23 protein-coding genes and 1 other RNA gene are annotated in these 23493 nt (G+C 65.8%); 6 read left to right on the top strand and 18 right to left on the bottom strand.

Annotated features, from left to right (window positions below; all coding sequences use genetic code 11):
- Nucleotides 1–65: 65 nt before the first annotated feature.
- On the bottom strand, nucleotides 66–899 hold the full coding sequence (locus WD184_06310; GenBank protein MEX0826345.1) for a hypothetical protein: 834 nt from the start codon (nucleotides 897–899) through the stop codon (nucleotides 66–68).
- 74 nt (nucleotides 900–973) lie between these two features.
- Here WD184_06310 and WD184_06305 point away from each other — a divergent pair, with 74 nt between their 5' ends.
- The 4 genes from WD184_06305 to WD184_06290 are packed head-to-tail and all read left to right on the top strand — an operon-like array spanning nucleotide 974 to nucleotide 4689.
- Nucleotides 974–2128, top strand: coding sequence for a THUMP domain-containing protein (locus WD184_06305; GenBank protein ID MEX0826344.1), 1155 nt, complete (start codon nucleotides 974–976; stop codon nucleotides 2126–2128).
- A gap of 49 nt (nucleotides 2129–2177) precedes the next feature.
- On the top strand, nucleotides 2178–3104 hold the full coding sequence (locus WD184_06300; protein MEX0826343.1) for an ABC transporter ATP-binding protein: 927 nt from the start codon (nucleotides 2178–2180) through the stop codon (nucleotides 3102–3104).
- Nucleotides 3104–3889 carry an ABC transporter permease gene (locus WD184_06295; GenBank protein MEX0826342.1) on the top strand — a complete coding sequence of 262 codons (786 nt, stop codon included), beginning with the start codon at nucleotides 3104–3106 and terminating at the stop codon, nucleotides 3887–3889. The genes WD184_06300 and WD184_06295 overlap by 1 nt, the downstream gene beginning before the upstream one ends.
- Nucleotides 3886–4689 carry an ABC transporter permease gene (locus WD184_06290; protein ID MEX0826341.1) on the top strand — a complete coding sequence of 268 codons (804 nt, stop codon included), beginning with the start codon at nucleotides 3886–3888 and terminating at the stop codon, nucleotides 4687–4689. Before WD184_06295 ends, WD184_06290 begins: the two co-directional genes overlap by 4 nt.
- A 53-nt stretch (nucleotides 4690–4742) precedes the next feature.
- On the opposite strand, the gene WD184_06285 is transcribed toward WD184_06290, so the two are convergent.
- Nucleotides 4743–5123 carry a plastocyanin/azurin family copper-binding protein gene (locus tag WD184_06285; protein MEX0826340.1) on the bottom strand — a complete coding sequence of 127 codons (381 nt, stop codon included), beginning with the start codon at nucleotides 5121–5123 and terminating at the stop codon, nucleotides 4743–4745.
- Between the two features lie 138 nt (nucleotides 5124–5261).
- Here WD184_06285 and WD184_06280 point away from each other — a divergent pair, with 138 nt between their 5' ends.
- The gene (locus tag WD184_06280) at nucleotides 5262–5828 is read left to right on the top strand and encodes a hypothetical protein (GenBank protein MEX0826339.1); all 567 of its coding nucleotides are present in this window, start codon (nucleotides 5262–5264) and stop codon (nucleotides 5826–5828) included.
- Between the two features lie 121 nt (nucleotides 5829–5949).
- On the opposite strand, the gene WD184_06275 is transcribed toward WD184_06280, so the two are convergent.
- The 12 genes from WD184_06275 to WD184_06220 all read right to left on the bottom strand — a co-directional run bounded on the left by WD184_06275 (nucleotide 5950) and on the right by WD184_06220 (nucleotide 17419).
- The gene (locus WD184_06275) at nucleotides 5950–6330 is read right to left on the bottom strand and encodes a hypothetical protein (protein MEX0826338.1); all 381 of its coding nucleotides are present in this window, start codon (nucleotides 6328–6330) and stop codon (nucleotides 5950–5952) included.
- 58 nt (nucleotides 6331–6388) lie between these two features.
- Nucleotides 6389–6738, bottom strand: a transfer-messenger RNA (tmRNA) gene (ssrA, locus tag WD184_06270).
- A gap of 167 nt (nucleotides 6739–6905) precedes the next feature.
- Nucleotides 6906–7364, bottom strand: coding sequence for an SsrA-binding protein SmpB (gene smpB, locus WD184_06265; GenBank protein MEX0826337.1), 459 nt, complete (start codon nucleotides 7362–7364; stop codon nucleotides 6906–6908).
- Between the two features lie 137 nt (nucleotides 7365–7501).
- Nucleotides 7502–8383, bottom strand: coding sequence for a permease-like cell division protein FtsX (locus tag WD184_06260; GenBank protein MEX0826336.1), 882 nt, complete (start codon nucleotides 8381–8383; stop codon nucleotides 7502–7504).
- 1 nt (nucleotide 8384) lies between these two features.
- A complete protein-coding gene (ftsE, locus tag WD184_06255) occupies nucleotides 8385–9122 on the bottom strand; it encodes a cell division ATP-binding protein FtsE (GenBank protein MEX0826335.1) in 738 nt (245 codons plus the stop codon).
- A gap of 119 nt (nucleotides 9123–9241) precedes the next feature.
- Nucleotides 9242–10349, bottom strand: a protein-coding gene (gene prfB, locus WD184_06250) for a peptide chain release factor 2 (GenBank protein MEX0826334.1) whose coding sequence is annotated in 2 segments (ribosomal slippage) — nucleotides 9242–10279 and nucleotides 10281–10349 — 1107 coding nt in all. Because the reading frame shifts where the segments join, the coding sequence is not laid out codon by codon here.
- A gap of 24 nt (nucleotides 10350–10373) precedes the next feature.
- Nucleotides 10374–13001, bottom strand: coding sequence for a preprotein translocase subunit SecA (gene secA / locus WD184_06245; GenBank protein MEX0826333.1), 2628 nt, complete (start codon nucleotides 12999–13001; stop codon nucleotides 10374–10376).
- Nucleotides 13002–13144: 143 nt separating this feature from the next.
- The gene (locus tag WD184_06240) at nucleotides 13145–14449 is read right to left on the bottom strand and encodes an HD domain-containing phosphohydrolase (GenBank protein ID MEX0826332.1); all 1305 of its coding nucleotides are present in this window, start codon (nucleotides 14447–14449) and stop codon (nucleotides 13145–13147) included.
- Nucleotides 14446–15495 (bottom strand): HEAT repeat domain-containing protein, encoded by a 1050-nt coding sequence (locus WD184_06235; protein ID MEX0826331.1) that lies wholly within the window; start codon nucleotides 15493–15495, stop codon nucleotides 14446–14448. The genes WD184_06240 and WD184_06235 overlap by 4 nt, the downstream gene beginning before the upstream one ends.
- 1 nt (nucleotide 15496) lies before the next feature.
- Nucleotides 15497–16144: a response regulator transcription factor gene (locus WD184_06230; protein MEX0826330.1), complete on the bottom strand. Its 648-nt coding sequence runs from the start codon at nucleotides 16142–16144 to the stop codon at nucleotides 15497–15499.
- Entirely contained in the window at nucleotides 16141–16695 is a 555-nt protein-coding gene (gene raiA / locus WD184_06225; protein MEX0826329.1) for a ribosome-associated translation inhibitor RaiA, read from the bottom strand. Before raiA ends, WD184_06230 begins: the two co-directional genes overlap by 4 nt.
- A gap of 166 nt (nucleotides 16696–16861) precedes the next feature.
- Nucleotides 16862–17419, bottom strand: a complete 558-nt coding sequence (locus WD184_06220) for a hypothetical protein (GenBank protein ID MEX0826328.1) — start codon at nucleotides 17417–17419, stop codon at nucleotides 16862–16864.
- A gap of 285 nt (nucleotides 17420–17704) precedes the next feature.
- Here WD184_06220 and WD184_06215 point away from each other — a divergent pair, with 285 nt between their 5' ends.
- Complete coding sequence (locus tag WD184_06215; protein MEX0826327.1) at nucleotides 17705–19474, top strand: AAA family ATPase; 1770 nt, start codon at nucleotides 17705–17707, stop codon at nucleotides 19472–19474.
- A gap of 114 nt (nucleotides 19475–19588) precedes the next feature.
- Here WD184_06215 and ahcY read toward each other — a convergent pair whose 3' ends face one another.
- From ahcY to manB, 4 genes are all read right to left on the bottom strand, one after another.
- On the bottom strand, nucleotides 19589–20836 hold the full coding sequence (gene ahcY, locus WD184_06210) for an adenosylhomocysteinase (GenBank protein ID MEX0826326.1): 1248 nt from the start codon (nucleotides 20834–20836) through the stop codon (nucleotides 19589–19591).
- 141 nt (nucleotides 20837–20977) lie between these two features.
- Nucleotides 20978–21958, bottom strand: coding sequence for a bifunctional phosphoglucose/phosphomannose isomerase (locus WD184_06205; GenBank protein ID MEX0826325.1), 981 nt, complete (start codon nucleotides 21956–21958; stop codon nucleotides 20978–20980).
- Nucleotides 21955–22113: a Trm112 family protein gene (locus WD184_06200; GenBank protein ID MEX0826324.1), complete on the bottom strand. Its 159-nt coding sequence runs from the start codon at nucleotides 22111–22113 to the stop codon at nucleotides 21955–21957. The genes WD184_06205 and WD184_06200 overlap by 4 nt, the downstream gene beginning before the upstream one ends.
- Before the next feature lie 4 nt (nucleotides 22114–22117).
- Nucleotides 22118–23467 carry a phosphomannomutase/phosphoglucomutase gene (gene manB, locus WD184_06195; protein ID MEX0826323.1) on the bottom strand — a complete coding sequence of 450 codons (1350 nt, stop codon included), beginning with the start codon at nucleotides 23465–23467 and terminating at the stop codon, nucleotides 22118–22120.
- Nucleotides 23468–23493 lie beyond the last annotated feature (26 nt).

Below are 23493 nucleotides of genomic sequence, written 5' to 3'. Positions count from 1 at the left end.
AGGCACGGACGGCGCCGGGCACATCTTCCCAATCGCCAATCGCCAATCGCCAATCTGCCTCACCCTCAGCCGCCGGCGAAGCAGTCGAGACCCACGAAGATCGTGTCGTCGTCGTCGGGGCTGGTGAGGATGGCGATCGACGAAGCGACGGTCTGGAACTCACCGAGACCCGGTTCCCAGGTCAGTGTCGTCGAGGTGTATTCCCAGGAGACCCCGTCGCCCGAGGTAGCCGATCCGATCTCGAGGCCGTCGGCGGTGCATCGGATTCCGTCCTGGTGCGTCACCGACCCTCCCACGCCGAACACAGCGTCTCCCCCACCCTCGAGCCCCGCAAACCGCAGTTCGCAGCCGTCGAGGTGGAAGAACCCGACGAATTCTGTCGAAGCCCCTGCGAAGACCGCGGCGAACCCGATTTGTTCTGGCGCACCGCCGAACTCTCGGGCCCCGTACGCCCGCGCCGGCCCTTCCACCAGCACCTCAGCGGCGTAGCCGTAGTCGAGAGCCACCTGAACGAACCAGTCTCCATCCCCATCCTGGTAGGCGATCAGCAGGTCCAAGGCACCTCCGACGCCGTCGAAGTCGCCGAGAACCGACGTCACCTCTGGCGCGTCCAGCTCCGGAGTCGTCACGCCGGGCATCCCGGCGCAGGTACCGGCCGCCGCGGTGGTGGAAGTCGCCGGCGCTGCGGTCGTCGTGGTGGCCGGCTGGGTGGTGACGGAGGCATCCACGGTCGTAGTCGTCGCTCCCTCCGCGGTCGTGGTGGTGGCGGCGTCGATCGACGACGTCGTGGCCGCATCGCCGCCGCCGTCTCCGCCAACCATGATCGCGATCAGGACGAGCAACAACGCGGTGATCACCGCGGCCAACACGATGAGGATGCGGGAAGTACGCAGGTTCATGGTCCCGACCATAGGCCTTCGTCGCGCGGATGAGGCGGTATCCTCAGGATCTCCCTCCCCATCCGGGCCGTGCAATGCTCGTAGTCGCCCTCGATACCGAGATCTACCTGAAGTCGCCGCGCACCCAGCGCCGGATGCAACGCGTCCTGACCGAGAACATTGCAACCGCGCTGGATGGTGCGGTGCGGGTCACCCGCCTCGCGGGCCACCGCCTCCAGGTCGAGTCCACCGACCCTCGAGGGGTGGAACGACTCAGCCGAATCTTTGGTATCGCCGCCGTCGAAAAGGTCGAACGGGTTGCCGCCACCGACTTGGAGGGCCTCGCCGACACCGTCGCCGATCGTTTTGCCGCCGCCGTCGCCGGGCGTTCGTTCGCGGTGAGGCCGCGTCGGATGGGCTTGCACTCGTGGACCTCTCAGGATCTCGCCGTCGCCGCCGGCTCCCGCCTCGTCGACGCCGGCGGTCGAGTCGACCTCACCAACCCTGAGGTCACAGTCGTCGTCCGGGTGGTCGATGAGGTCGCCGACCTCACCGTGGAGCGTCATCCTGCGGTCGGGGGCTTCCCCCTGGGCACCCAGGGCCGGGCTCTGGCGATGTTCAGCGGCGGAATCGACTCCCCGGTCGCGGCGTACATGGTCGCCCGCCGCGGCGTGGTTCTCGACTACCTCCACTTCTCCCTCGGATGCGGGCAGGCAGATCACGCCGCCGGGATCGCCCACGACCTGTTCGAGCGATTCGGGGCAGGCAGCGACCCCTGGTGGATTATCGCCGACATCGAGCCCCTGGTCCCAGAACTCACCCGCAGGGTCGATCCCCGAATGCGCCAGATGGCCCTGAAGGCACTGATGTACCTCGCCGCCGACCGGATCACCGCCGACCTCGCCGACAGCCGGGCACTGGTGACTGGCGAATCTCTCGGCCAGGTCTCGACGCAGACCCTCGACAACCTCGCCAGCCTCGACCGGATGGTGCCGACTCCTGTGCTGCGCCCTCTGCTCGGCCTCAGCAAGAGCGAGATCAGGACGCGAGCCGAACAAATCGGCACCTACGAGGCATCGGCGAGGAGCCGGGAACTGTGCGACATCAGCGAAGGCGGTCGGGTGACCGTATCCACCAAGCCGGCACAGGCCGTTTCAATTGCTGTTGCGATCGACGATCTGGTCGACCAGGCAGTGACGACCGCCAAGCGCCAACGTCTCCGCGACTGGATTCCCGGCTCCACGACCTGATCGCCGGCCCCACTTTCCTGACACCGACGGCTACTACCGTTCCGTCGCCATGTCGGAACCACTCGTCTCAGCCCGCAACCTTCGCAAGTCCTTCGGTGAGCTGGTAGCCGTCGACGAGATCGACTTCGAGGTGAGACCGGGGGAGGTCTTTGGCTTTCTCGGCCCCAACGGCGCAGGGAAATCGTCGACGATGCGAATGATCGGCTCCGTGTCGCCGGTCACCTCGGGTGAGCTGCGAGTCCTCGGGATGGACCCCGCCCAGGACGGGGCCCGAATCCGGGCACGGCTGGGCGTGGTCCCCCAGGAAGACAACCTCGACGAGGAACTCACCGTCTACGAGAACCTCCTCATCTACGGTCGCTACTTCGGCCTGCCCAAGAAGGTGATCGACGGACGGATCGACGAGCTTCTCAAATTCGCCCAGCTCGATGAGCGCAGAAAGAGCCGGGTCGAGCCGCTGTCGGGCGGCATGAAGCGGCGGCTGACGATCGCCCGCGGGCTCATCAACTCCCCCGAGCTGCTGCTCCTCGACGAACCGACCACCGGCCTCGACCCCCAGGCGCGCCACCTGCTGTGGGACCGCCTGTACCGCCTCAAGCGGGAGGGAGTGACTCTGATCATCACCACCCACTACATGGACGAGGCCGAGCAGCTCTGTGACCGGCTGGTCATCATGGACAAAGGAAAGATCGTTGCCGAGGGATCCCCCCGGGAACTGATCGAACAGCACTCGACCCGCGAAGTCCTCGAGCTGAGATTCGAGGTCGGCACCCAGGAAGAGCATGCCGACAAACTCCGGGATCTCGGCACCCGAATCGAGATCCTTCCTGACCGGGTGCTGGTCTACACCAACGATGCCGACCACGCCTTCGACGAGGTCCACGGCCGCGGGTTGGTCCCCGAGTCGACCGTCAGCCGGCGGGCGACGCTCGAAGACGTTTTCCTCCATCTCACCGGTCGGTCCCTGGTCGAGTGATGATCGGGATCAACCTCTCCCACCCGGCCCGTCTCATCGAGGCTTCGGCGCGGGTGTATCGCCGCACCTACCGCGGCAGCCTGGTGAGCACGTTCTTCAATCCCATTCTGTTTCTCCTGGCGATGGGCGTCGGGCTCGGCAAACTGGTGGACAGCGGTTCGGGCGATGCGACGCTCGACATCCCGTACCTCACGTTCCTCGCACCCGGCCTGCTGGCGGCCACTGCAATGACGACCGGGGCCAGCGACTCGGCCTTCCCGGTGATGGCCGGTATCAAGTGGCGCAAGAGCTACGACGCGGTGCTGGCAACCCCGATAGGGGTAACCGATCTGGTGGTGGGGCATCTCGGATGGGTCGGGATCCGGCTGGTCTTCGTGACGCTCGTCTACTCGGCGGTGATGACCGTCTTCGGAGCCACCACGGTGGTCGAGGGACTGCTGGCGATACCCGCTGCCGTGGCCACCGGGATGGCCTTCGCCGGGATCGTGACTGCGTACACCGCCCGACTCAAGGACGAGCAGGGCCTGTCCTCGCTCTTCCGTTTCGGCATCACCCCGTTGTTCCTGTTCTCGGGGACCTTCTTTCCAGTGACCCAACTCCCCGGGTGGCTGCAGCCGGTCGCCTACGCCACACCCCTCTGGCACGGCGTGTCGCTATGCCGCGGACTCGCACTCGGAACCGAGTTCGAGGTGGACCCGCTCGTGAGCATCGGGTACCTCCTCGCGCTGATACTGCTCGGAATGGTGCTGGCTACGAGGATGATGCGGAAGCGGCTGATCAAATGAGTGCGACGCTCCACCCCCGGGTGATTCCGCCGTTCATGCCTGGCAGCGCCCTCCGGATGCTCGAACGGAGCTTCCTCGTCTACCGACGCATCTGGGTCATCGTCTTCTCGGGATTCTTCGAGCCGGTCTTCTATCTGTTCTCGATCGGTGTGGGGATCGGCAAGCTCGTCGGCGACGTGCCCGGACCCGACGGCACCATGGTCGCCTACGCGGCGTTCGTCGCTCCCGCCCTGCTGGCGGCCTCGGCGATGAACGGTGCCGTCTACGAGTCGACCTTCAACATCTTCTTCAAGTTGCGGTACGGCAAGGTGTACGACGCAATTCTCTCCACTCCGATGCTCCCCCGCCACATTGCAGTGGGCGAGATCGCCTGGTCGCTCGGCCGGGGGCTCCTCTACGCCGTGGCATTCCTGGTCGTCATCACGGCCTTCGGCTATGTGCATTCGGCGTGGGCGGTCATGGCCGTCCCGGCCGCGGTTCTCATCGGATTCGCCTTCGCCGCGGTGGGGATGACTGCCACCACCTTCATGAAGTCGTGGCAGGACTTCGACCTGGTGAACATGGTCACGCTGCCGCTGTTCCTCTTCTCAGGGACCTTCTATCCGCTCGACGTCTATCCGGAAGCGATCCAGACGATCGCCCGCTTTTCGCCGCTCTACCACGGGGTCGAGCTCATCCGCGCGTGCACCCTCGGGTCGTTCGACTGGAGCATCGCCGGGCATCTCGGCTTCCTGATAGGGATGGGGGCGGTTGGGGTCGCGATAACGGCCCGGCGGCTCGACAAGCTGCTGCTCTCCTGACACGACAGGGCCGGCCCGAAGGCCGGCCCCATCGATCGCTCTCTATTTCCGGTTCAACCTTCGACGGTGATCTCCCCGGTCATGGTGGGGTGGATGGAACACACATAATCGACCACCCCGGGAGCGGTGAAGGTGTGCTCGAAGGTCGCTCCACCGGCCATGGACCCGTTGAACTCGCCGCCGACGGCAGTCGCAGTGTGGGTGGTCGCGTCCGTGTTGCTCCACCGAACGGTCGTCCCGACCGACACGGTGAGGTTCTGCGGGACGAACGCAAAGCCCTCGATCGACACCTCCTCGGTCTCGCCGGTCCCTGTCGGCGCGGTGGTCGCCGATGCCGCCGTCGTGGTCGTCGCGGGTGCGGCGGTCGTCGTGGTCGTGTCGTCGTCGCCGCAGGCTCCCACCACGAGCACGACAGCCGCCGATACGATCGCCATACGCATCATGTGTTTCAAGTTGATCCCTCCTGAGGTCATCCGACGTTAGCGGGCACCCATGTTTGCTCTCGCCGAGGGTTGACGGATGGCAATCGGGGGATAACCGTCATCTACCAATCCTCTAACAGGAGAACCAGATTGCGTAACAAGACCCTGCTCAGCGCGGCCTTGCTGCTGTTGGTGGTCGCGTGCGGTGACGACGATTCGTCTTCATCGACCACAACGAGTGCCGCCGTGGATACCACGACCACCCTGGCCACCACCACTACCAGCGCGGCGATCACCACCAGCACCGGGGCCGCCACCACGACCACGAGTGACGCCGCAACCACCACGAGTGTGGCCACCACCGGACGATTCCTGACGACTGCGGAGGACGGCGAGCGCGGCGAGATCCTGGTCGATCAGGACGGGTTCACCCTCTATCTGTTCCAGCCCGACAATCAGTCGGCTCCTACCTGCACCGGTACCTGTGCAACCACCTGGCCACCGTTCGAGGACGATGGCGAGGTCGGTGCGGGAGCGGGTATCGATCCGGCCCTTCTCGGCTCCACGCCGCGGCCGGACGGAAGCCTGCAGGTGACCTACAACGGATGGCCGCTGTACTACTACCTGCCTGACGTGACCCCGGGCTCCACCCGCGGTCAGGGCATCGGCGGCAACTGGTGGGTCGTCGCCCCCGACGGCGAACCGGTCATGGACTGAGCCCCAACCAAGCAGCGAGAGAGAGCCCGCCACCAGGCGGGCTCTCTCCTGAGGGACTCCCGTCGCGTCAGTCGGCCTGCTTGCCTTCGTCTCTTGCGTTGGCGATCAGCGCGAGGAAATCTCAGGCCGGGCGGACCGACTCCACCACCCCGATGACCTCGGCAAGATCGGCGACCAGCCATGGAACCGAGTCGTCGTCAGGGACATCGTCGTCGACATCTGCTTCGAGGAGCGCCTGCACACGGCCCCGGGCGATGGCCCGGTCGCCGACGACCTGAAACACCCCATCGTCACCGCCAAGGACCGCGTAGAAGCATTCCACCGACGAGATTCCCGGGGCGGACTCCCCCTCGACGTACTCGAGGAACATCACGAATCGATCCCCTTCCCCGAGCGGAGATTCAACGGGGGCACCAACGGCGGAGGTATCGGCCCGGAGGATCGTGATCACTCCGCCCGTCTCGATCTGAACGGCGGCCTGGTGGTAGATGATCGACTCCACCCTCCCCCCGGGGACCGACGAGCCCGCCTCCGGGGGGGGGCTCGTCTTGTCTGCTATCTAGTGGAGGTGCGGGGAGTCGAACCCCGGTCCTGTGAGTTTTTGACGACGGTTCTCCGAGCGCAGCCGATAGATTTTTTTGGAAGGCAGGACCCTATCGGCGGGCGGACCTACCCCCTGAGCCGGAGTTGTCTTGACCCGCCGGTCCCGGCATCCCGGCGGGAGCATCCCCCATTGCGACGCCCGGGTCCGGTGAGGGGGGAGCCCTCCGGTCGGACGGGCCGCTTAGTTAGGCAGCCTGTGCGAAGTTGTCTTCGGCACGTATGTTTGTCCCGGTTCTTTAACGAGGACTCCGGGGACCTCGGCTCGCTACCGGCGCCTCGACCTCACAGTCGAAACCACGTCACCCCCAGGGGGTCGCGCGTGGAGCGCTCTATGCGACTGTAACAACCGCCCCCGACCAAAAAGGATTCCGGCCGCCCACTGCCCGTTCACCTCACGAGGGCGTCGCGGAGGATCCTTCCGTGAAGGATCGTTGCCAATCGCCAATCGCCAATCGCGGCCGAGCGAAGCGAGGCTCAGTCGATGCTCTTGTGCCGGATCGCACGCTGCATCTCTCGGTCCGCTTCGCGGCGCTTGACGGTTTCTCGTTTGTCGTATCGACTCTTGCCCTTGCCGAGGCCCAGTTCGACCTTGGCCTTGCCGTCCTTGAAGTAGAGCGAGGTGGGGATCAGGGTGAGGCCCTTCTCGGCGAGCTTCGCTCCGATTCGGGAGATCTCCAGCCGGTGCAGCAGCAGCTTGCGAGGGCGTTCGGGGTCGTGTCCCCCTTCGGCGGCGAATTCGTACGGCGAGATCCTCAGGCCGTACAGCCACATCTCGCCCTCCTTCACCGCGGCATACGAGTCCTTGAGGTCGGCGCGGCCGTTGCGCAGGCTCTTCACCTCCGAGCCGACCAGCACGAGGCCGGCTTCGAACGACTCGGTTATCTCGTAGTCGAACCGAGCCCGCCGATTGGTAGCGATCGTTTTGATTGCCATCTCAGATCTCCAGGCTGCATCCGTCCAGGGAGGCCGCAATTCGCAAGGCGCGATGCGCAACGCGCCACAGGATTTCGGGCGATTCTTGCGGATCGCCAATCGCCAATCGCCGCCCGAGCGAAGCGAGGGCTCGCTCATCAGTCTCTCAGGAATCCCCACATCCCGAAGGCGCTGCCGAGCAACCCTGTGCCGGCACCGAACCCGAGCAGCAGCAGTGCCTGCCGGAGCATGAAGTCGGTGGGGGGGCTGATCGACCCGCCGTCGGTGGCGGTGGACAGCAGCGCGGCGATAGAACCGCCCACCGACCACACCAGGGCGATGGCGAGCACGGCACCGATCACCCCTTCGATCACGCCCTCCAGCAGGAATGGAATCCGTACGAACCAGTTGCCGGCGCCGACCAGCTTCATGATGCCGATCTCGTCCCTGCGGGCGAAGATGGCTATCCGAATGGTGTTGGCGATCAGCACCACCGCCGCCGCCCCGAGGATGACCATGATCCACAGCGCGAACGCCCGCATATGGCCTGCCCGCGCGACCAGCGCATCGATCGCCTCGTCGGCCGACGACACCTGCGAGACGCCGTCAACCACCACCAGCCGGTCGCGGATCGCCGAGTAGTCCGCGGCCTCGGCAGGCTTGATACGGAACGAGGCGGGCAGGATCGATGGATCCTCCTCGACGATGTCGATGAGGGACGGCTGATCGGAGAAGATGTCCCGGAACTCGTCGAGCGCCTGAGACTTGGTGAAGTAGGTGACCTCGTCGACCTCGCCCCAGGTCTGGATCTCCGCCTGCATGCCGTCGATCTCTTCGATGCTCAGGTCGTCGCTCAGGAAGGCGATCACCCTTACGTTGTCGTCCCAGCGGCCGATGTCCTTGTCGATCGACCAACGCACCACGATCGTCCCGAACACCAGGGCGAGCATCACGAGCACCGCCACCACGGCCGCGAACACCACCAGCACGTTGCGACGGAGGTTCGAGATCGCCTGCTCGAGGATGTATTGGAACCTCACGTCAAGCCTCGGCGCCGCCGGGACCGTCGGCGAAACCGGCAGTGACGGATTCCCCGGCCCCCATCTGGTACGCCCCACGGCTCTGGTCGCGAATCACACGACCGCGTTCGAGCGCAACGACCCGTCTCCGCATCGCGTCGACGATGGCGTGGTCGTGCGTAGCCATCACCACGGTCGTCCCGGTGCGGTTGATCCGGTCGAGGAGGCGCATGATCCCGACCGAGGTGGCAGGGTCTAGGTTTCCCGTCGGCTCGTCCGCCAGCAAGATCAAGGGCCGGTTGACGAAGGCCCGGGCGATCGATACCCGCTGCTGTTCGCCGCCTGACAGCTGGTTGGGCAGGCGATCCGCCTTGGCGGCGAGACCGACCAGCTTCAGCACCTGCGGCACTTGTGACCGGATCACGTGCTTCGGGCGGCCGATGACTTCGAGGGCGAAGGCGACGTTTTCGTGAACGGTCTTGCTCGGCAGCAGCTTGAAGTCCTGGAACACGGTGCCTATCGAGCGGCGGAGCAGGGGCACCTTCCAGCCGGGGAGCGTGGTGATGTCCTTCCCGGCGACCCAGATTCGACCCGAGGTGGGCAGCTCCTGGCGGAGCATCAGGCGGATGAGGGTGGACTTGCCGGACCCGGACGGGCCGACGAGGAAGACGAACTCCCCCTTCGAAATCTCGAGATCTACATCCCGGACGGCAACGGTGCCGCCGTCGTAGATCTTTGCTACATCCTGCAACCGGATCATGTAAATACGCCTCTCGGAGTGCTGCTCTCGACGTCAGCCGTCGGCACCCACCCGCCCGTGACGCTCGGGGCGAGGTTAGCGGTGGCCTAAAACAACACCGGTGATTGTGAGGCGCTGCGCTATTTCTCCGTTTGCTCGCGACGCCACTGCAGATACGCGTCGACGAATGGCTCCAGTTCGCCATCGAGGACGCCGGTGACATTGCCCACCTCTGTATCGGTGCGGAGATCCTTGGCCATCTGATACGGCTGGAGGACATAGGAGCGAATCTGCCGACCCCAGGCCGCCTCCCCCTGCTCACCTCTGATCTCGTCGAGATGGTCCTCACGCTCACGGCGCGCCAGCTCGGCCAGACGGGCGGCGAGCAGCGCCATCGCTCTGTTGCGATTCTGCAGCTGCGACCTCTCCGCCTGGCACGCCACGACGAGCCCGCTGGGCAGGTGGGTGATCCGCACCGCCGAGTCGGTCTTGTTGATGTGCTGCCCGCCGGCGCCTGACGCTCGAAAGGTGTCCACCCGGAGGTCGTCGGGATCGATCTCGACATCCTCGACCTCCACTTCGGGGATCACGTCGACCCCGGCGAACGAAGTGTGCCTTCGGGCCGCCGAGTCGAAAGGGCTGATCCGGACGAGACGATGTACGCCGCGCTCCCCTTCGAGCGTTCCGTATGGCCGGTCGCCGCGGACAGTGATCGTGGCGGAACGAATTCCGGCCTCCTCGGCTTCGAGGTACTCGTCCACTTCCACTTCGAAGCCGGAGCGCTCCAGGAAGCGGAGATACATCCGCAGGAGCATCTCGGCCCAGTCTGATGCGTCGACACCACCCGCCCCGGCGTGAACGCTGAGGATTGCCGGGCTGTCGTCGTATTCGCCGAAGTAGAGCGCCTCGCGTTCGATCTTCGACAACTCGGCATCGATCGCGCCGAGCTCGCGGGCCACGTCGCCGGCGGCGGCGGCATCGGACTCTTCGTCGGCGAGCTGCAGCAGCAGCTCGGCATCATCGATCGCCGCAGAAAGCCGATCCGACCGGTCGACGATCCCCTCATTGCGCGCAAGGGTCCGGGTGACTTCGAGGGCTTTCTCGCGGTCGCTCCAGAGGTTGGGCTCGGCCGCCCGATCCCTCAGGTCGGCGAGACCATCCCGCTTGGCCTCGACGTCAAAGAAACCTCCGGGCATCGGCGAGGCGAGTACGAAGCGAGGCGATGGAGGCGCGAGGATCGTCGGTCATGCCAGAGAGGTTAGGGGGCCGGCGCTACGCAGCGGCCCCATGACACTTCTTGTACTTCTTGCCGCTTCCGCAGGGACAGGGTTCGTTGCGACCGACCTTGCCATCGGCTGTCGCCTGGCGCTTGAGAGCGGCACCGCCGGTACCACCCAGTTGGACCACCGGGTCGGGCTTTGCCTTCGGTTGGACGACCTGGGCGTGATAAAGGTATTTGACGGCGTCGTCTTTGATCGAGTCGACCATGTCGGAGAACATGTCGAAGGCCTCGCGCTGGTACTCGGTGAGCGGATCGCGTTGACCCATCGCCCGCAGACCGACACCTGAACGCAGGTAGTCCATCTCGGCCAGGTGCTCCCGCCACTTGTTGTCGACGATCGACAGCACCACCGTCCGCTCGAGCGAGCGCAGCAGATCCGGCCCCAGTTCCTCGGCCCGAGCGGTGTACACCTCCTGGGCGTCTTCGACCGCTTTCTCAGCTACTTCATCGACGGTGAACGTTCCGGCGACGAGCGACTCGGACGGCATCCGGGTGGGAAAGACGGCGACAAGACGCTGATGAAGATCCTCGCGGTCCCAGTTCGATGGCGCCACGTCGTCGTTGATGGCAGCGGCGACCGTCCCTTCGACCACCTCATCGATCCAGTCGCGGACGAGCTCCTCGGTATCTCGGCCCTCGAGGACCCGCTGCCGCCATCCGTAGATGACCTCGCGCTGGCGGTTCATCACCTCGTCGTACTTCAGCACGTTCTTGCGGATCTCGAAGTTCTGCGACTCGACCTGGCGCTGGGCGCGCTCGATCGCCTTGGTGACCATCCCGTGCTCGATAGGCACGTCCTCGGGAATCTTGAGCCGCCGCATGATCGACTGCACCCGGTCGGTGGCGAAACGGCGCATCAGGTCATCCTCGAGGGACAGGTAGAACCGGGACTCTCCGGGATCACCCTGCCGGCCCGAGCGCCCCCGCAGCTGATTGTCGATCCGGCGTGACTCGTGGCGTTCGGTGCCGAGCACGTATAGCCCTCCGAGTTCGATCACCTTCTCCTCCTGCGCACGGGCTTCGGGAACGAGCGCCGCGTGAGCCTCGTCATACCCTTCGTCCCAATCCGGGGTGTCGGGCTCGAGTCCCCGCTTGCGCATCTCGATACGCGCCATCTCTTCGGGGTTCCCTCCCAGCCTGATGTCGACGCCGCGTCCGGCCATGTTGGTGGCCACGGTGACTCCCCCCAGCCTCCCCGCCTGAGCGATGATCAGGGCCTCCCGCTCATGCTGCTTGGCATTGAGGACCTCGTGGGGGATCCCGTGCTTCTTGAGGACGTTGGAGAGCCGCTCCGACTTCTCGATGGAGACCGTGCCGATCAAGATCGGCTGCCCGAGGGCGTTTCGCTCGACGATGTCCTGGGTGAGGGCCTCAAACTTGGCGTCCTCGGTCATATAGACGAGGTCGGGTTGATCGAGGCGCGCAACGGGCTCATTGGTGGGCACCTCGACGACTTCGAGTTTGTAGATCTCCATGAACTCGCCGGCTTCGGTGGATGCGGTGCCGGTCATTCCCGCCAGCTTGTCGTAGAGCCGGAAGAAGTTCTGGAGGGTGATCGTCGCCAGAGTCTGGTTCTCCTCTTTGATCCGCACGCCCTCCTTTGCCTCGATCGCCTGGTGGAGACCCTCGCTGTAACGACGGCCCTCGAGGATGCGTCCGGTGAACTCGTCGACGATCTTGATCTCGCCGTTGGTGATCACATAGTCGACGTCGCGCTTGTAGAGCGTCTTCGCCTTCAACGCGACATCGAGGTGATGCACGAGGTCGACATTCGTGTGGTCGTACATGTTCTCGACCCCGAGGAATTTCTCCACCTGGGTCACGCCCCCCTCGGTGGTGATCACCTGGCGTTTGCCTTCGTCGATCTCATAATGGATCTCGTCCTTGAGGCGATCGGCGATGCGGGCGAAGTCGCGATACCACTTGGCGGTCTCGGCGACTCGTCCGCTGATGATCAGTGGCGTCCTCGCCTCGTCGACGAGGATCGAGTCCACCTCGTCGACGATCGCGTAGTTGTGCCCGCGCTGCACCATGTAGCGGGGATCCATCGCCATGTTGTCGCGCAGATAGTCGAAACCGAACTCGTTGTTCGTGCCGTAGGTGATGTCTGCGGCGTACTGGGGCCGGCGTTCTTCGGGTTGCATGTCCGACTGAATCAGACCCACTTCGAGCCCGAGGAAGCGATGGATCGCCCCCATCCACTCGGCATCGCGGCGCGCCAGGTAGTCGTTGACCGTGACGATGTGGACACCCTTGCTTTCGAGTGCGTTGAGGTATGCCGGCATGGTCGACACCAGCGTCTTGCCCTCACCGGTCTTCATCTCGGCGATGGAGCCATCGTGGAGCGCGCCAGCGCCGATGACCTGGACATCGAAGTGCCGTTGGCCGAGAACCCGCTTCGCCGCTTCCCGGACGACGGCGAACGCCTCGGCCTCAATGTCGGCGAGGGTCGACCCGTCCGCCAGGCGTTGCCTGAACTCTGCCGTCTTGGCACGCAACTGCTCATCGGACAGCGCGGAGATCGCCGGTTCGAAGGCGTTCACCGCGACGACGAGGCGCTCGAGGATTTTGAGTGACTTGCCTTCGCCCGCGCGAAGGATCTTCTTCAGAAAGGCCATTGAGAGTTCATGATAGAGAGAGGCGGTTGGTCAGAGAACAGGGTCGCTCGGACCGGAAGCAAGAGCCAAGAACCAAGACGAGCCCAGCAATCGATTCTTGGTTCTTGAATCTTGGCTCTTGATTCTTGAGTCTTGATTCTCGCTCAACGTTCGGCGTGCTCGCCCTGTTCCAGGATTTCGAGCAGAGAACTGGGGTCCACTCCGGCCTCGGCCGGGAGGAGCTGAGCGACCACGTCGCCCGGAGGGAAGACGATCGGACGGGGGCGTTCGACGAGGGCACCGTCGCCCTCCCGCACCACCACCGGCCCATCGGCGGGCGTAATCATCACGATCTCACCTCCATTGAGACGGAGGAGCGACCCCGGCGGGTAGTGGCCCATCATCTCGATGAAGAGCTTGAGTAGATCGGCGTCGTAGGCCGTTCCCGCCCCGGCCAGGAGCACATGGAGCGCCTCGTTCGGCGTACGGGCCGGGCGGTAGGGCCGATGCGACGTGATCGCGTCGTAGGAGTCGGCGATGGCGACCATGCGGCTGAACAACGAGGGGCGTCGTCCGCTCAGGCCGGGATATCCGCCGCCGTCGACACGCACATGGTGCTCGAGCGCTACGGCCGCGGCGAGTTCCTGACCGGGTCCGGAAGCGGTCAGGATCGCCAGGGCACCCTCCTGCGGGTGGAGGCGAACCTGGGCCCAGTCCTCGTTCGACAGGCGTCCTTCACGGGACAGGGCAGCCTCGTCCACCACGACGCGTCCGATGTCATGGAGCAGCGCCCCCAGTCCGAGCAGCCGCACCTGCTCCTTCCCAAGGCCGGCGAAGCGCCCCAGCGCCATCGACAAGAGGCAGACATTCACCGAGTGGTAGTAAGTGATCTCGTCGTGGTTTTGCACGGTTGCCATCAGCAGCGAGGCACCCGGATCGGTCGCACCTCCGGCTATGAATCCGTCGACGACATCCAGCACCTCGCCGAGCTCGAGGGTCCGAGTGGTGGACACGCCCCGCAGGGCGTCGAGGGACTCGGCATAGCTACGGCGTAGCCCCGACATCGGACGGATGTCGAGATCGGAGGTGGACATCGCCCGCTCGTTGATTCGCACCGTGCCGTCTGCCGGCAAGTCCGACGAGTGGCCCGTCACCAGGGCGGCCAGATCGGCGAGATCCCGGCGGGTAGCCCCCTTGCGAATCGTTATCGAGTCGACCCTCCGCTGCTTCATCGACTGGAGCATGCTGTGGAACTCGGTCGAGGCGTGGGCGAGCATTCGCCGATCGAGGTAGAACGCGTCGGCAGCGACGGTGATGACGGCCTCGCCGGAACCAGCAGTGAGCACCTCGCCCGCGTCGGCGAGCGCGGTGATTGCCGCCTCGCGCAGATCTTCATCGTCGATGCGGTTTATGCGCTGCCCGAGGTGCGACAGGGCACGGAGAAAGTTGTGGCCGAGGAGCTCGCTCATCGCATGCGCTCCAGCACTGCCTTGGCGGCGTCGCGCACGGTCCGCCCCGAGCCGAACCCGGATCGCTTCCCGGCGAGTCGCTCGAGTGCGGTGCGCGCGGCCGGCGAGCGCCGTTCGGCGATCACGTCGACGAGCCTCCGGGCGTCATCTGCGCTGTGCGAACCCGACTCGAGGACGGAAGCCACGCCGTCGACCACTGAGTCGCTAGGCGAGGCCCGCAACAGCGATACGGCCGCCTGCCGCACACGCGGGCTCTCGTCGCCGAGGGCCCTGAGCGCCGGAGCGATGCCGTCCTCGCCTCCGAGAACGGTCAAGGCGCGTATCACCTCGACCCGAACCCGGTCGTCGGGATGTTCGAGGACCCCTTCGAGGGCCGGGACTGCGGTCTCACGACCGGTGCGGCCGATCGCGCTGGCAAGGTTGCGCACGATGAACCAGCGGGGGTCGCGCAGATGAGGCGTGAGCAGCCTGACGTCGGCACGGCCCGCCATTCCGAGGTACTCCACCAGGTGGCGGCGATTCACCGGCGGCGAATCGGTGGCCATGCCACCGACGAGGTACTCCACCAACGGCTCGCCCCAGGCCATGAGCAACGGGGCGGCTGCCGGAGGATCGCCGGCCTTGGCGAGCTTCACGACCAACTCCTCGAGCAGTTCCTCGCGCGACAGTTCACGGACCGCTTCAACCACGTAGATCGCAAAGTCGTTCGGAAACACGGGAGACTCAGTTACCGCCCGCATCCAGGTGCCGGCAGCGTGGAAGTCGCCGCGACGAATCGCGTTGGCGATCCTGCTGGTCCAGACCCGTAGCACCCGGCGGAATCGTTCGGGGCGCTGCTCGATGCGAAGGAGATCCCGCAGCACTCCGACTCCGGCGTGGAGGTCGTCACCGCGTCCCGGGAACTCGGCGCGGACCCGCTCGAGAAGTAGGGAGTCGGTGGAGCCCGCCGACGATGAGTCGAAGACTGCCCGAACCAATTCGAATTGCTGCCCGTTCCAATCGACGGTGGTGTCGGGAGCCGTCGTGGCGGTCGACTGATCGGTCATTTCACAGCTCGACGAGGTGCTCGCGAATCGCGTACAGCACGGCCTCGTTGCGGGAATGGAGGCCCAGCTTGTCGAGGATGTTGCGCACGTGATTCTTCACGGTGTTCTCGCTTATGAATAGCACGCGCCCGATCTCCTTTGATGTCATTCCCTTGGCGACATGCTGGAGGACCTCGATCTCGCGGCCGGTGAGGGCGGGACGGCGCGGGGCGACGAAGTCCTGGTGGCGCAGGAGTTGCGACAGCACGTCGAGCAGCTTGCCGGTCATGAGACCGGAGATCGCCGCGCCGCCGGCGGCCACGGAGTGGAGCGAGCTCGCCAGCTCGCCGAACGGGGCGTCCTTGACGAGGTAGCCGCGGGCACCAGCCCTGATGCATTCGAGGAGGTCCTCCTCGGATTCACTGGCGCTGAGCATGACCACGCTCGAGCGGGGCGACACGGCTCTGATCTTCTCTACGACGTCGAGGCCTGAGATGCCCGGCATGAGGATGTCGAGAAGCACGAGGTCGGGCTGCAGCGATTCGGCCTGCGACACGGCCCGCTCGGCGTTGCTCGCCTCACCGGCCACCGTGAAGCCTTCGCGCTCGAGCGCGGCCGCGAGGCCGGTTCGAAACAGCTCGACGTCGTCTACGACGAGAACACTGGTCACTCTGGTTCAATCAGCCCGAGCGATCCCCCACGCCGGCGATACAGGACCCCGTATCGGTCCGTATCGGCGTTGAGGAATAGATAGAAGCTGTGTCCAAGCAGTTCCATCTGAAGGGCCGCCTCCTCGGTTGTCATCGGCTTGACCGCAAATCGCTTGACACGATCAATCCGAAGTTCGTTTTCGTCTTCGTTGTGTTCTTCGACGCTCGCCCCGCCGTCATTGAGTCGTTTCTCGTGAGGCTGGCGATGGAGGGTGATGATCCTCTCCTTCAGCTTCCGAAGGCGCCGCTCGTACTTGTCGATCGCCAGATCGAGCGCGACACGCTCCTCGAACGAGGCAGCCTCGACGCGCACCACCTGACCGGCCACCTTCGAGGTGATCTCCACCCGGTACTTCTCTTCCGAAATCCTCGGATTCCGCTCCACCGAGAACTCGACATCGATGAACTCGCCGTCATCGAAGACGCGGGTGGCGTGCTCCACCTTCCCGGTGGCCATTTCCCGCAATTCGTCCGAGAGGCTCATGTTCGTTGCATGGACGCGGATATCCACGGGGTCTCCTTTCAGAGGCGATGGTCGGACGGGAAACGAGGGGCAGGCGCCGCACGAGCGAGTCTCGAGCTCGTCGGCGGGGCCGTCTGCGTGCCACCCAGGCCTCCGGGTTGCGTGCTCCCCCCTCAGGGGCTGCACCAATCGTAACCCTCGGACCGCCGAAGAATCAGGGCCGAAGTCCCGCGGTCGCCGTAACCGCGTGACACGCTCCGGTCACGGATGCGGCGATGCCGAGGGTGGTGCCGGTCGTGACCACATCGTCGACCAAGACGCCGCCAGCATGGGGTCTGTTGGTCGCGGTGAACCGGGGGGTGCCCCGTCGCCTCCCCGCCGGTCCGGCTCGTCGGGCAACCCATACCAGCGGTCGCAGCGCGACGACCACCGGAAGGCCGGTCATCTCCGACAACGCACTGGCTAGCTCGGTGGCCGGGTCGACGCCATGCCGCCACCTTCGCGCCTTGACCCTCGGTACCGGCACCAGGCAGGTCGTGTGCGCCGGGAGAAGGGGCACCATCGCCGCCGCCAGCGGCCGGGCGGCTGACACCAGCCCTTCGTACTTGAGACGGTGCACCAGCCGACGAGCCGCCCCCGAATGAGCGAACGCCGAGCGCACGAGGATGCCCCGGAGATGCTGCTCCGGGGAAGGCGCCAGCGTCCCGACACACGGACCGCACAGCAATCCCCGCGCCACTTCAGCACAGGCGAGACAGATCATCGCGGTCACTATCTACGAACGGTGTGACGCGAATGGGCGATAGGGCCGCCCTCCGGGCGGCCCTAGATAGGCCTCGCTGCGCTCGGCCGCGAGAGGCCGGCCTGCGGCCGGCCGCGATGGGTGTCGCAATCACCGCGGCCGGGCAACGCCCGACCCATCGCGGAGGCCGGCGCAGCCGGCCGACCCCTAACTAGTCACCGCCCCGGAATCACAATGACCCCACCGCGACTACCCAAAGCGTTGTGCCACTACTCTCGGTAACTTAGGGTGTGATTCCACATGAACGAGGCAGGCATGGCAGTCGACGTCCAGGTCACCCGCGAACGACAGCGTCGGCGCCGGCTCCGGCGGATCGCCTGGGTGCTCGGCCCGCTGGTCGCCTGGCTGTGGCTGCGAATCGCCGGCGGCAACCCGGTATCCCCCGGTTGGCCCAACCTCCCCCCGGACGCGGCGTTCTGGCTCCCCGGCGTAGTGCTGATCTTCGTACTCGGCCTCGTGATCGTGCTGCCGATGCTCGGGAACGGAAGGTCGCCGGAGGTGGTCTATCTCCCCGAACAGATCGACGTCTCGTTCGATGAGGTGAAGGGCCTCGGCCCGGTGCTGGTGGAGGTGCGGCACACGCTCGAGGTGTTCCTCAACCACCGCCACTTTCGCGATCAGATGGGCGGGGCACCTCGCCGGGGAATCCTCTTCGAAGGCCCCCCGGGAACCGGGAAGACCCACACTGCCAAGGCTCTCGCCAAGGAGGCCGGAGTCCCGTTCCTCTTCGTTTCGTCCACCGCCTTCCAGAGCATGTGGTACGGCGCCACGGCCCGGAAGATCCGCTCCTACTTCCGCAAGCTGCGCAAGGTCGCCCGAGAGGAGGGCGGAGCGATCGGCTTCATCGAGGAGTTCGATGCGATCGGCGGTCGCCGAGGTGGCATGAGCCGCGCTGCCGCCACTGCGGTCGAGCGGTCCACAGTTTCCGAAGGCACCGGAGGCGTCGTCAACGAGCTGCTGGTCCAGATGCAGAGCTTCGACGACCCGCCCCGGTCGATCCGGTTCTCGAATGCATGGCGCCGATTTGCCAACCGCCTGCTGCCGCCCCACCGGCACATCAAGATGCGGAGCGCGGCCTACGCCAACATCCTTCTAATCGGAGCCACCAACCGCGCCGATGCGCTCGACCCGGCGCTGCTGCGGCCGGGACGGTTCGACCGGATCCTCCATTTCGGGCTCCCGGCACGGCCCGAGCGCCGCGAGATGATCGACTTCTTCTTGTCACGCAAGGCGCACGATCTCTCGCTCGATGACACTGCCCGAGATGATCTGGCAGCGTCGACGATGGGTTACACCCCTGCTTCGCTCGAGCGGCTCTTCGACGAGGCCCTGCTGTTCGCCATGCGTGACGAGCGATCCCGGCTGAGTGTCGACGACTTGCGGCGCGCCCGGATGGACATCGAGGTCGGTTTGGCAGAGCCCACGGAGTACACCCCTGAGGAGCGCGAGACGATCGCGGTCCACGAGTCCGGCCATGCCGTGGTCGCCCACCTGGTGGGCCGCGGCCGGAAGCTCGACCTGCTGTCGATCGTCAAGCGCAAGGATGCTCTCGGCCTTCTCGCCCACAGCGAGACCGAGGAGCGATACACCCGCCGCAAGACAGAGTCGCTGGCGTTGATCCAGATCGCCCTCGGAGGGATGGTCGCCGAGGAACTCTTCTACGGAGAGTCGGGGACCGGCCCGGCCGGTGACCTGGCTGCCGCCACCACGATGGCTGCCGACATGGTCGGATCGATGGGGCAGGGCGGCTCCCTGGTCTCGCTCCGTGCCGCAGATCCCGGACTGGTGGGCGGTGACCTGACCTCTCGGGTGCTCAGTGATGAACGGGCCCGCGCAGCCGTCGAATCGCTGCTCGACGAGCAGAAGGCGGTGGTCACCGCCCTGCTGCGCGACAACCGCCACCTGATCGAAGCCCTCCGCGACGCCCTCCTGGACCGCAACGAACTGGTGACGAGAGAGATCACGGAAGTGTTGGAAGAAGCGAAGGCAAGGCACGGCGCGGTGCTCGATCTGACGGACGCGTAAGGGAAGGCCGCCCGCTACCCGCTGCCCGCCCCCGGCAAGATCGCGTCCCGGCGCGTTCGCGCGCTCTTGCGGGAAGCGGGCAGCGGGCAGCGGGCCGAGCGCAGCGAGGTCCTCTTACGTCCCTATCTCCCAGGAAGCCAGGTACTGCTCTTGTTCGGGCGTGAGTACTTCAAGTGAGCCTCCCAACCGCTTGAGGGCGATGGTGGCCACCTCGGCGTCGATGTGCTCGGGGAGCCGATGCACGGCATATCCCAGGGCCTTGCCGCTGGTCACCAACCACTCTGCCGCGAGGGCCTGGTTGGCGAATGACATGTCCATGACCTCGGCGGGGTGACCCTCGGCTGCGCCGAGGTTCACCAATCTGCCCTCGGCCACGACGTGGATCCGTCGCCCGTCGGGCATGGTCCACTCGTCGAGCTCGTGGCGAATTCGACGCTTTCCGGTCGCCCGCTTCTCGAGCTCGATAAGGTCGATCTCGACGTCGAAGTGACCGGCGTTGGCCAGCACCACCCCATCCTTCATCACGTCGAAGTGCCGTCCCCTGATCACATGACGGTTGCCGGTGACCGTGATGAAGATGTCGCCGACCCGGGCGGCTTCGTCGGCATCGGCAACGGTGTAACCCTCCATGGCGGCAGCCAGCGCCCTCACCGGATCGATCTCGACCACCACGACCCGGGCGCCATGACCGTCGGCGCGGGCGGCAACGCCTGCGCCACAGTCCCCGAAGCCCACTACGACCACCGTCTTGCCGGCCAACAGGATGTTGGTGGCCCGGATGATTCCGTCGAGGGCCGACTGACCGGTGCCATGCCGGTTGTCGAAGAGATGCTTCGTCGCCGAGTCGTTGACTGCCACCACGGGGAACCGCAGCACGCCCTGCTTCTCCATCGCCCGCAGCCGGATGACCCCCGTCGTCGTCTCTTCGGTCGACCCGATCGGCTCCTGATCCTTGCGCTCCTTGAGCAGCATCGTGACCAGGTCGGCGCCGTCGTCCATGGTCACATGCGGATCACGGTCGAGGACAGCACGGATGTGCGAGTAGTACGAGTCGGCATCCTCCCCCCGGATGGCGAACACCGGAATGCCGTCGGCAACCAGCGCCGCGGCGACATCGTCCTGGGTGGACAGCGGATTCGACGCGCACAATGCCACGTCTGCCCCCCCGGCGCGGAGGACCTCCATGAGGTTGGCGGTCTCGGCAGTCACATGGAGGCATGCGGCGATACGGATTCCGGCGAGGGGCTGCTGCCGCTCGAACCGCTCCCGGATCGAGGCAAGCACCGGCATCCGTCGGCGAGCCCACTCGACCCGAAGCGCCCCGGCGTCGGCGAGCCCGATGTCGGCGATGTCATGGTTCATAGGTTCAGAGGTTATCGGGCTGGGAACCGCCCACCGACGCCAGGGGCGATTCGCAATTCGCAATTCGCAATTCGACAGAACGCGTGAACCCCCTTCGAACGCGTCTTCTCTTGCGGGCAGCGGGCAGCGGGCAGCGAGGCCCTACTCCACCAACCTCTTCTTCAACTGCTCTATCACGACGACGGGCATCGGGTCGATGTCGGCGCGCTCGGCGAGCTCTACCGACACCAGGTCCCCGATGACGATGAGTGAAAACAGCCGGGCGAGGACCCCTTCGCCGCGGGAGACGACCTCACCGGCCACCGAGACGCCGTCCATCAGATCGCGCGTCAGTTGCGCCCGGAGTGATATCCGCTCGTGATCTTCGCGATCGGAGAGGAACACGACACCCACTGCGTCCTTCCCCAGGTCGGGGTGGGCGGTCCAGCCGACCAGTTCGTTGTGATCCAGCTCGGGAAGAGCCGACCAGTAGGCCGGCGCCTTGGAGTTCTCGTTGATCTGCGTCTTCCAGCGTCCTGCCGCAGTGGCCGGTAGACCGGTCCCCCCGTATACGACGGCCACTCGACCGCTGAGTCCGGACGCGATCTTCTTCGCTTCCTCTTGTGCTTCGCCCTTGAGGAGCGCCTCGACGACGTCGGCGGCCTCGAGCAGGGCGGTGGCGGTACCGCCGACCACCCCGGATGCCTCGAGCATTCGCAACACGGAACCCGCCAGGTATCCGACCGCGGCCCGCGGCTGGGGACCCGCGGGGATCGTCAGGTGGGGGATGCCGTACTCCGCCGCCAGGGCGGCCAGAACCCCACCGGTCGAGGTTGCGCTGATGGGGAGCCCCGCACCGATCGACGCTTCGACCCCCGACCGGGTCTCCTCGGTGTTGCCGCTGTGGGATACCGCGACCACGAGAGCCCTACTGCTTGCAGCCCATCCCGGTAGCCCGTACGACTTGTGAACCGAGATGCGCCGACCGGCGGCCTCGGCGAACACCGCGGCAATGTCTCCCGCGACGCCGGAGCCTCCCATGCCGACAACGAGTCCCTCGTCCGCGAAAGGCATCACCGGGGGGTCCACCTCGGCGGCCCACCGCAGCTGCTCTGGCAGTTGGCCGATCAGCTCCCGCATCATTTCGAACCTTCCTCGGTCGGGCGCTGCGCTTCCTCGACCAGCATGTGGGGGATGCCGTCGCGCACCGGGTAGGCGAGCCCACATCCCGTGCAGACGATCGTGTCGCCCGATTCTTCGACACTGCTGCGGCATGCCGGGCACTGCAGAATGTCCATCAAGTCACGCGGCACCGACACGTGATACCTCCTCGAGGAGCCTTTCAACCCGATCGACCAGCGCCGCCACCGCCGATTCGTCCGGCGCCTCGACATTCAGTCGCAACACCGGCTCGGTGTTCGAGGGGCGCAGATTGAACCAGCGGTCGCCCAGCATGACAGTCAGGCCATCGAGCCGGTCCTGCTCTCCCTCGAAAGCAACGGCCACAGCCTCGATCGCCGCCGCCTGGTCGCCGACTTCGATGTTGATCTCGCCCGACTGGGCGTAGCGTTCGAAGTCGGAGCGGATTTCCGAGAGCCGCCGCCCACTCTCGCTGACGAGGCGGAGGAGCACGAGCAGTGCCAGGATTCCCGAATCCGCCCCGTAGTTGTCACGAAAGTAGTAGTGACCCGAGTGCTCGCCCCCGAACACGGCGCCGGTCTCTTTCATCACGGTCTTGATGTATGAGTGCCCGACCCGGGTCCGCACGGGCACCCCGCCCCGCGCCTCGATGGTCTCCGGGACCGCCTTCGAACAGATGAGGTTGTGGACGATGGTCGCCCCCGGTTCTCGACCGAGGAACCACGCCGCCACCATGGCGGTGACAGTGCTACCCGGCAGCGGATTGCCGAGGTCGTCGATGAAGAATGCGCGGTCGGCGTCCCCGTCGAATGCCACCCCGAGATCCGCCTTCTCTCGCTCGATCAGGCCCTCCAGGTCGCGCAGGTTCTCGGGCCGCAGCGGATCGGGGTGGTGATTGGGGAACGTGCCGTCCGGTTCGAGAAACAAGGGGATCAGCTCGGCCGGGATCCGCTCGAAGAGCTTCGGAATCGCCACCCCCGCCACCCCGTTGCCACCGTCCACCGCCACCCGAATCTTCCCGATCGAGTCCGCGTCGACGACCCCGAGAAGATGGTCGATATAGCGGCCGAGGATGTCGACCTGCCGTACCTCCCCTCTTTCCAGCGCGGGCGGCAGGTCGGTCTCAGCGAGCGACTTGACCTCGATGAGCCCGGTATCCACGCCCACCGGCGCCGCCGCCGCCAGGCACAGCTTGATGCCGTTGTAACCCTTGGGGTTGTGCGAAGCCGTGATCATCGCCCCGGGCTCGTCCAGGTCGCCGGCGGCGAAGTACACCATGTCGGTGGTCACCAGCCCGATGTCGTCGACGGCGACGCCCTGCGAGAGGATTCCCTCGATGAGGGCGGCCGCCAGCACGGGGGAAGAGGTGCGCACGTCACGCCCCACCGCGATCCGTTCAGATGCGGCGAAAGCGGCGAAAGCTGTCCCGATTCGCCGGGCGGCTTCGTCGTCGAGCTGATCCGGAACGGTCCCCCGCACGTCGTAGGCCTTGAAGATTGCGTTCAAATCCATCTCGGGCATTCTGGCAGCGCCCGGGC

The sequence above is a fragment of the Acidimicrobiia bacterium genome (assembly GCA_040878325.1).
Taxonomy (GTDB): Bacteria; Actinomycetota; Acidimicrobiia; order Spongiisociales; family UBA11373; genus JAUYIV01.
Note: the sequence above shows the minus strand (reverse complement) of the source record. Positions and strands in the feature narration are given on the sequence as shown.

Bases quoted from the DNA above. Each gene is read 5' to 3' on its own strand.
- secA (MEX0826333.1), bottom strand. From the start codon at position 13,001: ATGGCCTTTCTGAAGAAGATCCTTCGCGCGGGCGAAGGCAAGTCACTC.
- WD184_06295 (MEX0826342.1), top strand. From the start codon at position 3,104: ATGATCGGGATCAACCTCTCCCACCCGGCCCGTCTCATCGAGGCTTCG.
- WD184_06300 (MEX0826343.1), top strand. From the start codon at position 2,178: ATGTCGGAACCACTCGTCTCAGCCCGCAACCTTCGCAAGTCCTTCGGT.
- WD184_06215 (MEX0826327.1), top strand. From the start codon at position 17,705: ATGGCAGTCGACGTCCAGGTCACCCGCGAACGACAGCGTCGGCGCCGG.
- smpB (MEX0826337.1), bottom strand. From the start codon at position 7,364: ATGGCAATCAAAACGATCGCTACCAATCGGCGGGCTCGGTTCGACTAC.
- ftsE (MEX0826335.1), bottom strand. From the start codon at position 9,122: ATGATCCGGTTGCAGGATGTAGCAAAGATCTACGACGGCGGCACCGTT.
- WD184_06305 (MEX0826344.1), top strand. From the start codon at position 974: ATGCTCGTAGTCGCCCTCGATACCGAGATCTACCTGAAGTCGCCGCGC.
- manB (MEX0826323.1), bottom strand. From the start codon at position 23,467: ATGGATTTGAACGCAATCTTCAAGGCCTACGACGTGCGGGGGACCGTT.
- WD184_06240 (MEX0826332.1), bottom strand. From the start codon at position 14,449: ATGAGCGAGCTCCTCGGCCACAACTTTCTCCGTGCCCTGTCGCACCTC.
- WD184_06205 (MEX0826325.1), bottom strand. From the start codon at position 21,958: ATGATGCGGGAGCTGATCGGCCAACTGCCAGAGCAGCTGCGGTGGGCC.
- WD184_06235 (MEX0826331.1), bottom strand. From the start codon at position 15,495: ATGACCGATCAGTCGACCGCCACGACGGCTCCCGACACCACCGTCGAT.
- WD184_06290 (MEX0826341.1), top strand. From the start codon at position 3,886: ATGAGTGCGACGCTCCACCCCCGGGTGATTCCGCCGTTCATGCCTGGC.
- ahcY (MEX0826326.1), bottom strand. From the start codon at position 20,836: ATGAACCATGACATCGCCGACATCGGGCTCGCCGACGCCGGGGCGCTT.
- WD184_06310 (MEX0826345.1), bottom strand. From the start codon at position 899: ATGAACCTGCGTACTTCCCGCATCCTCATCGTGTTGGCCGCGGTGATC.
- WD184_06285 (MEX0826340.1), bottom strand. From the start codon at position 5,123: ATGGCGATCGTATCGGCGGCTGTCGTGCTCGTGGTGGGAGCCTGCGGC.
- WD184_06200 (MEX0826324.1), bottom strand. From the start codon at position 22,113: ATGGACATTCTGCAGTGCCCGGCATGCCGCAGCAGTGTCGAAGAATCG.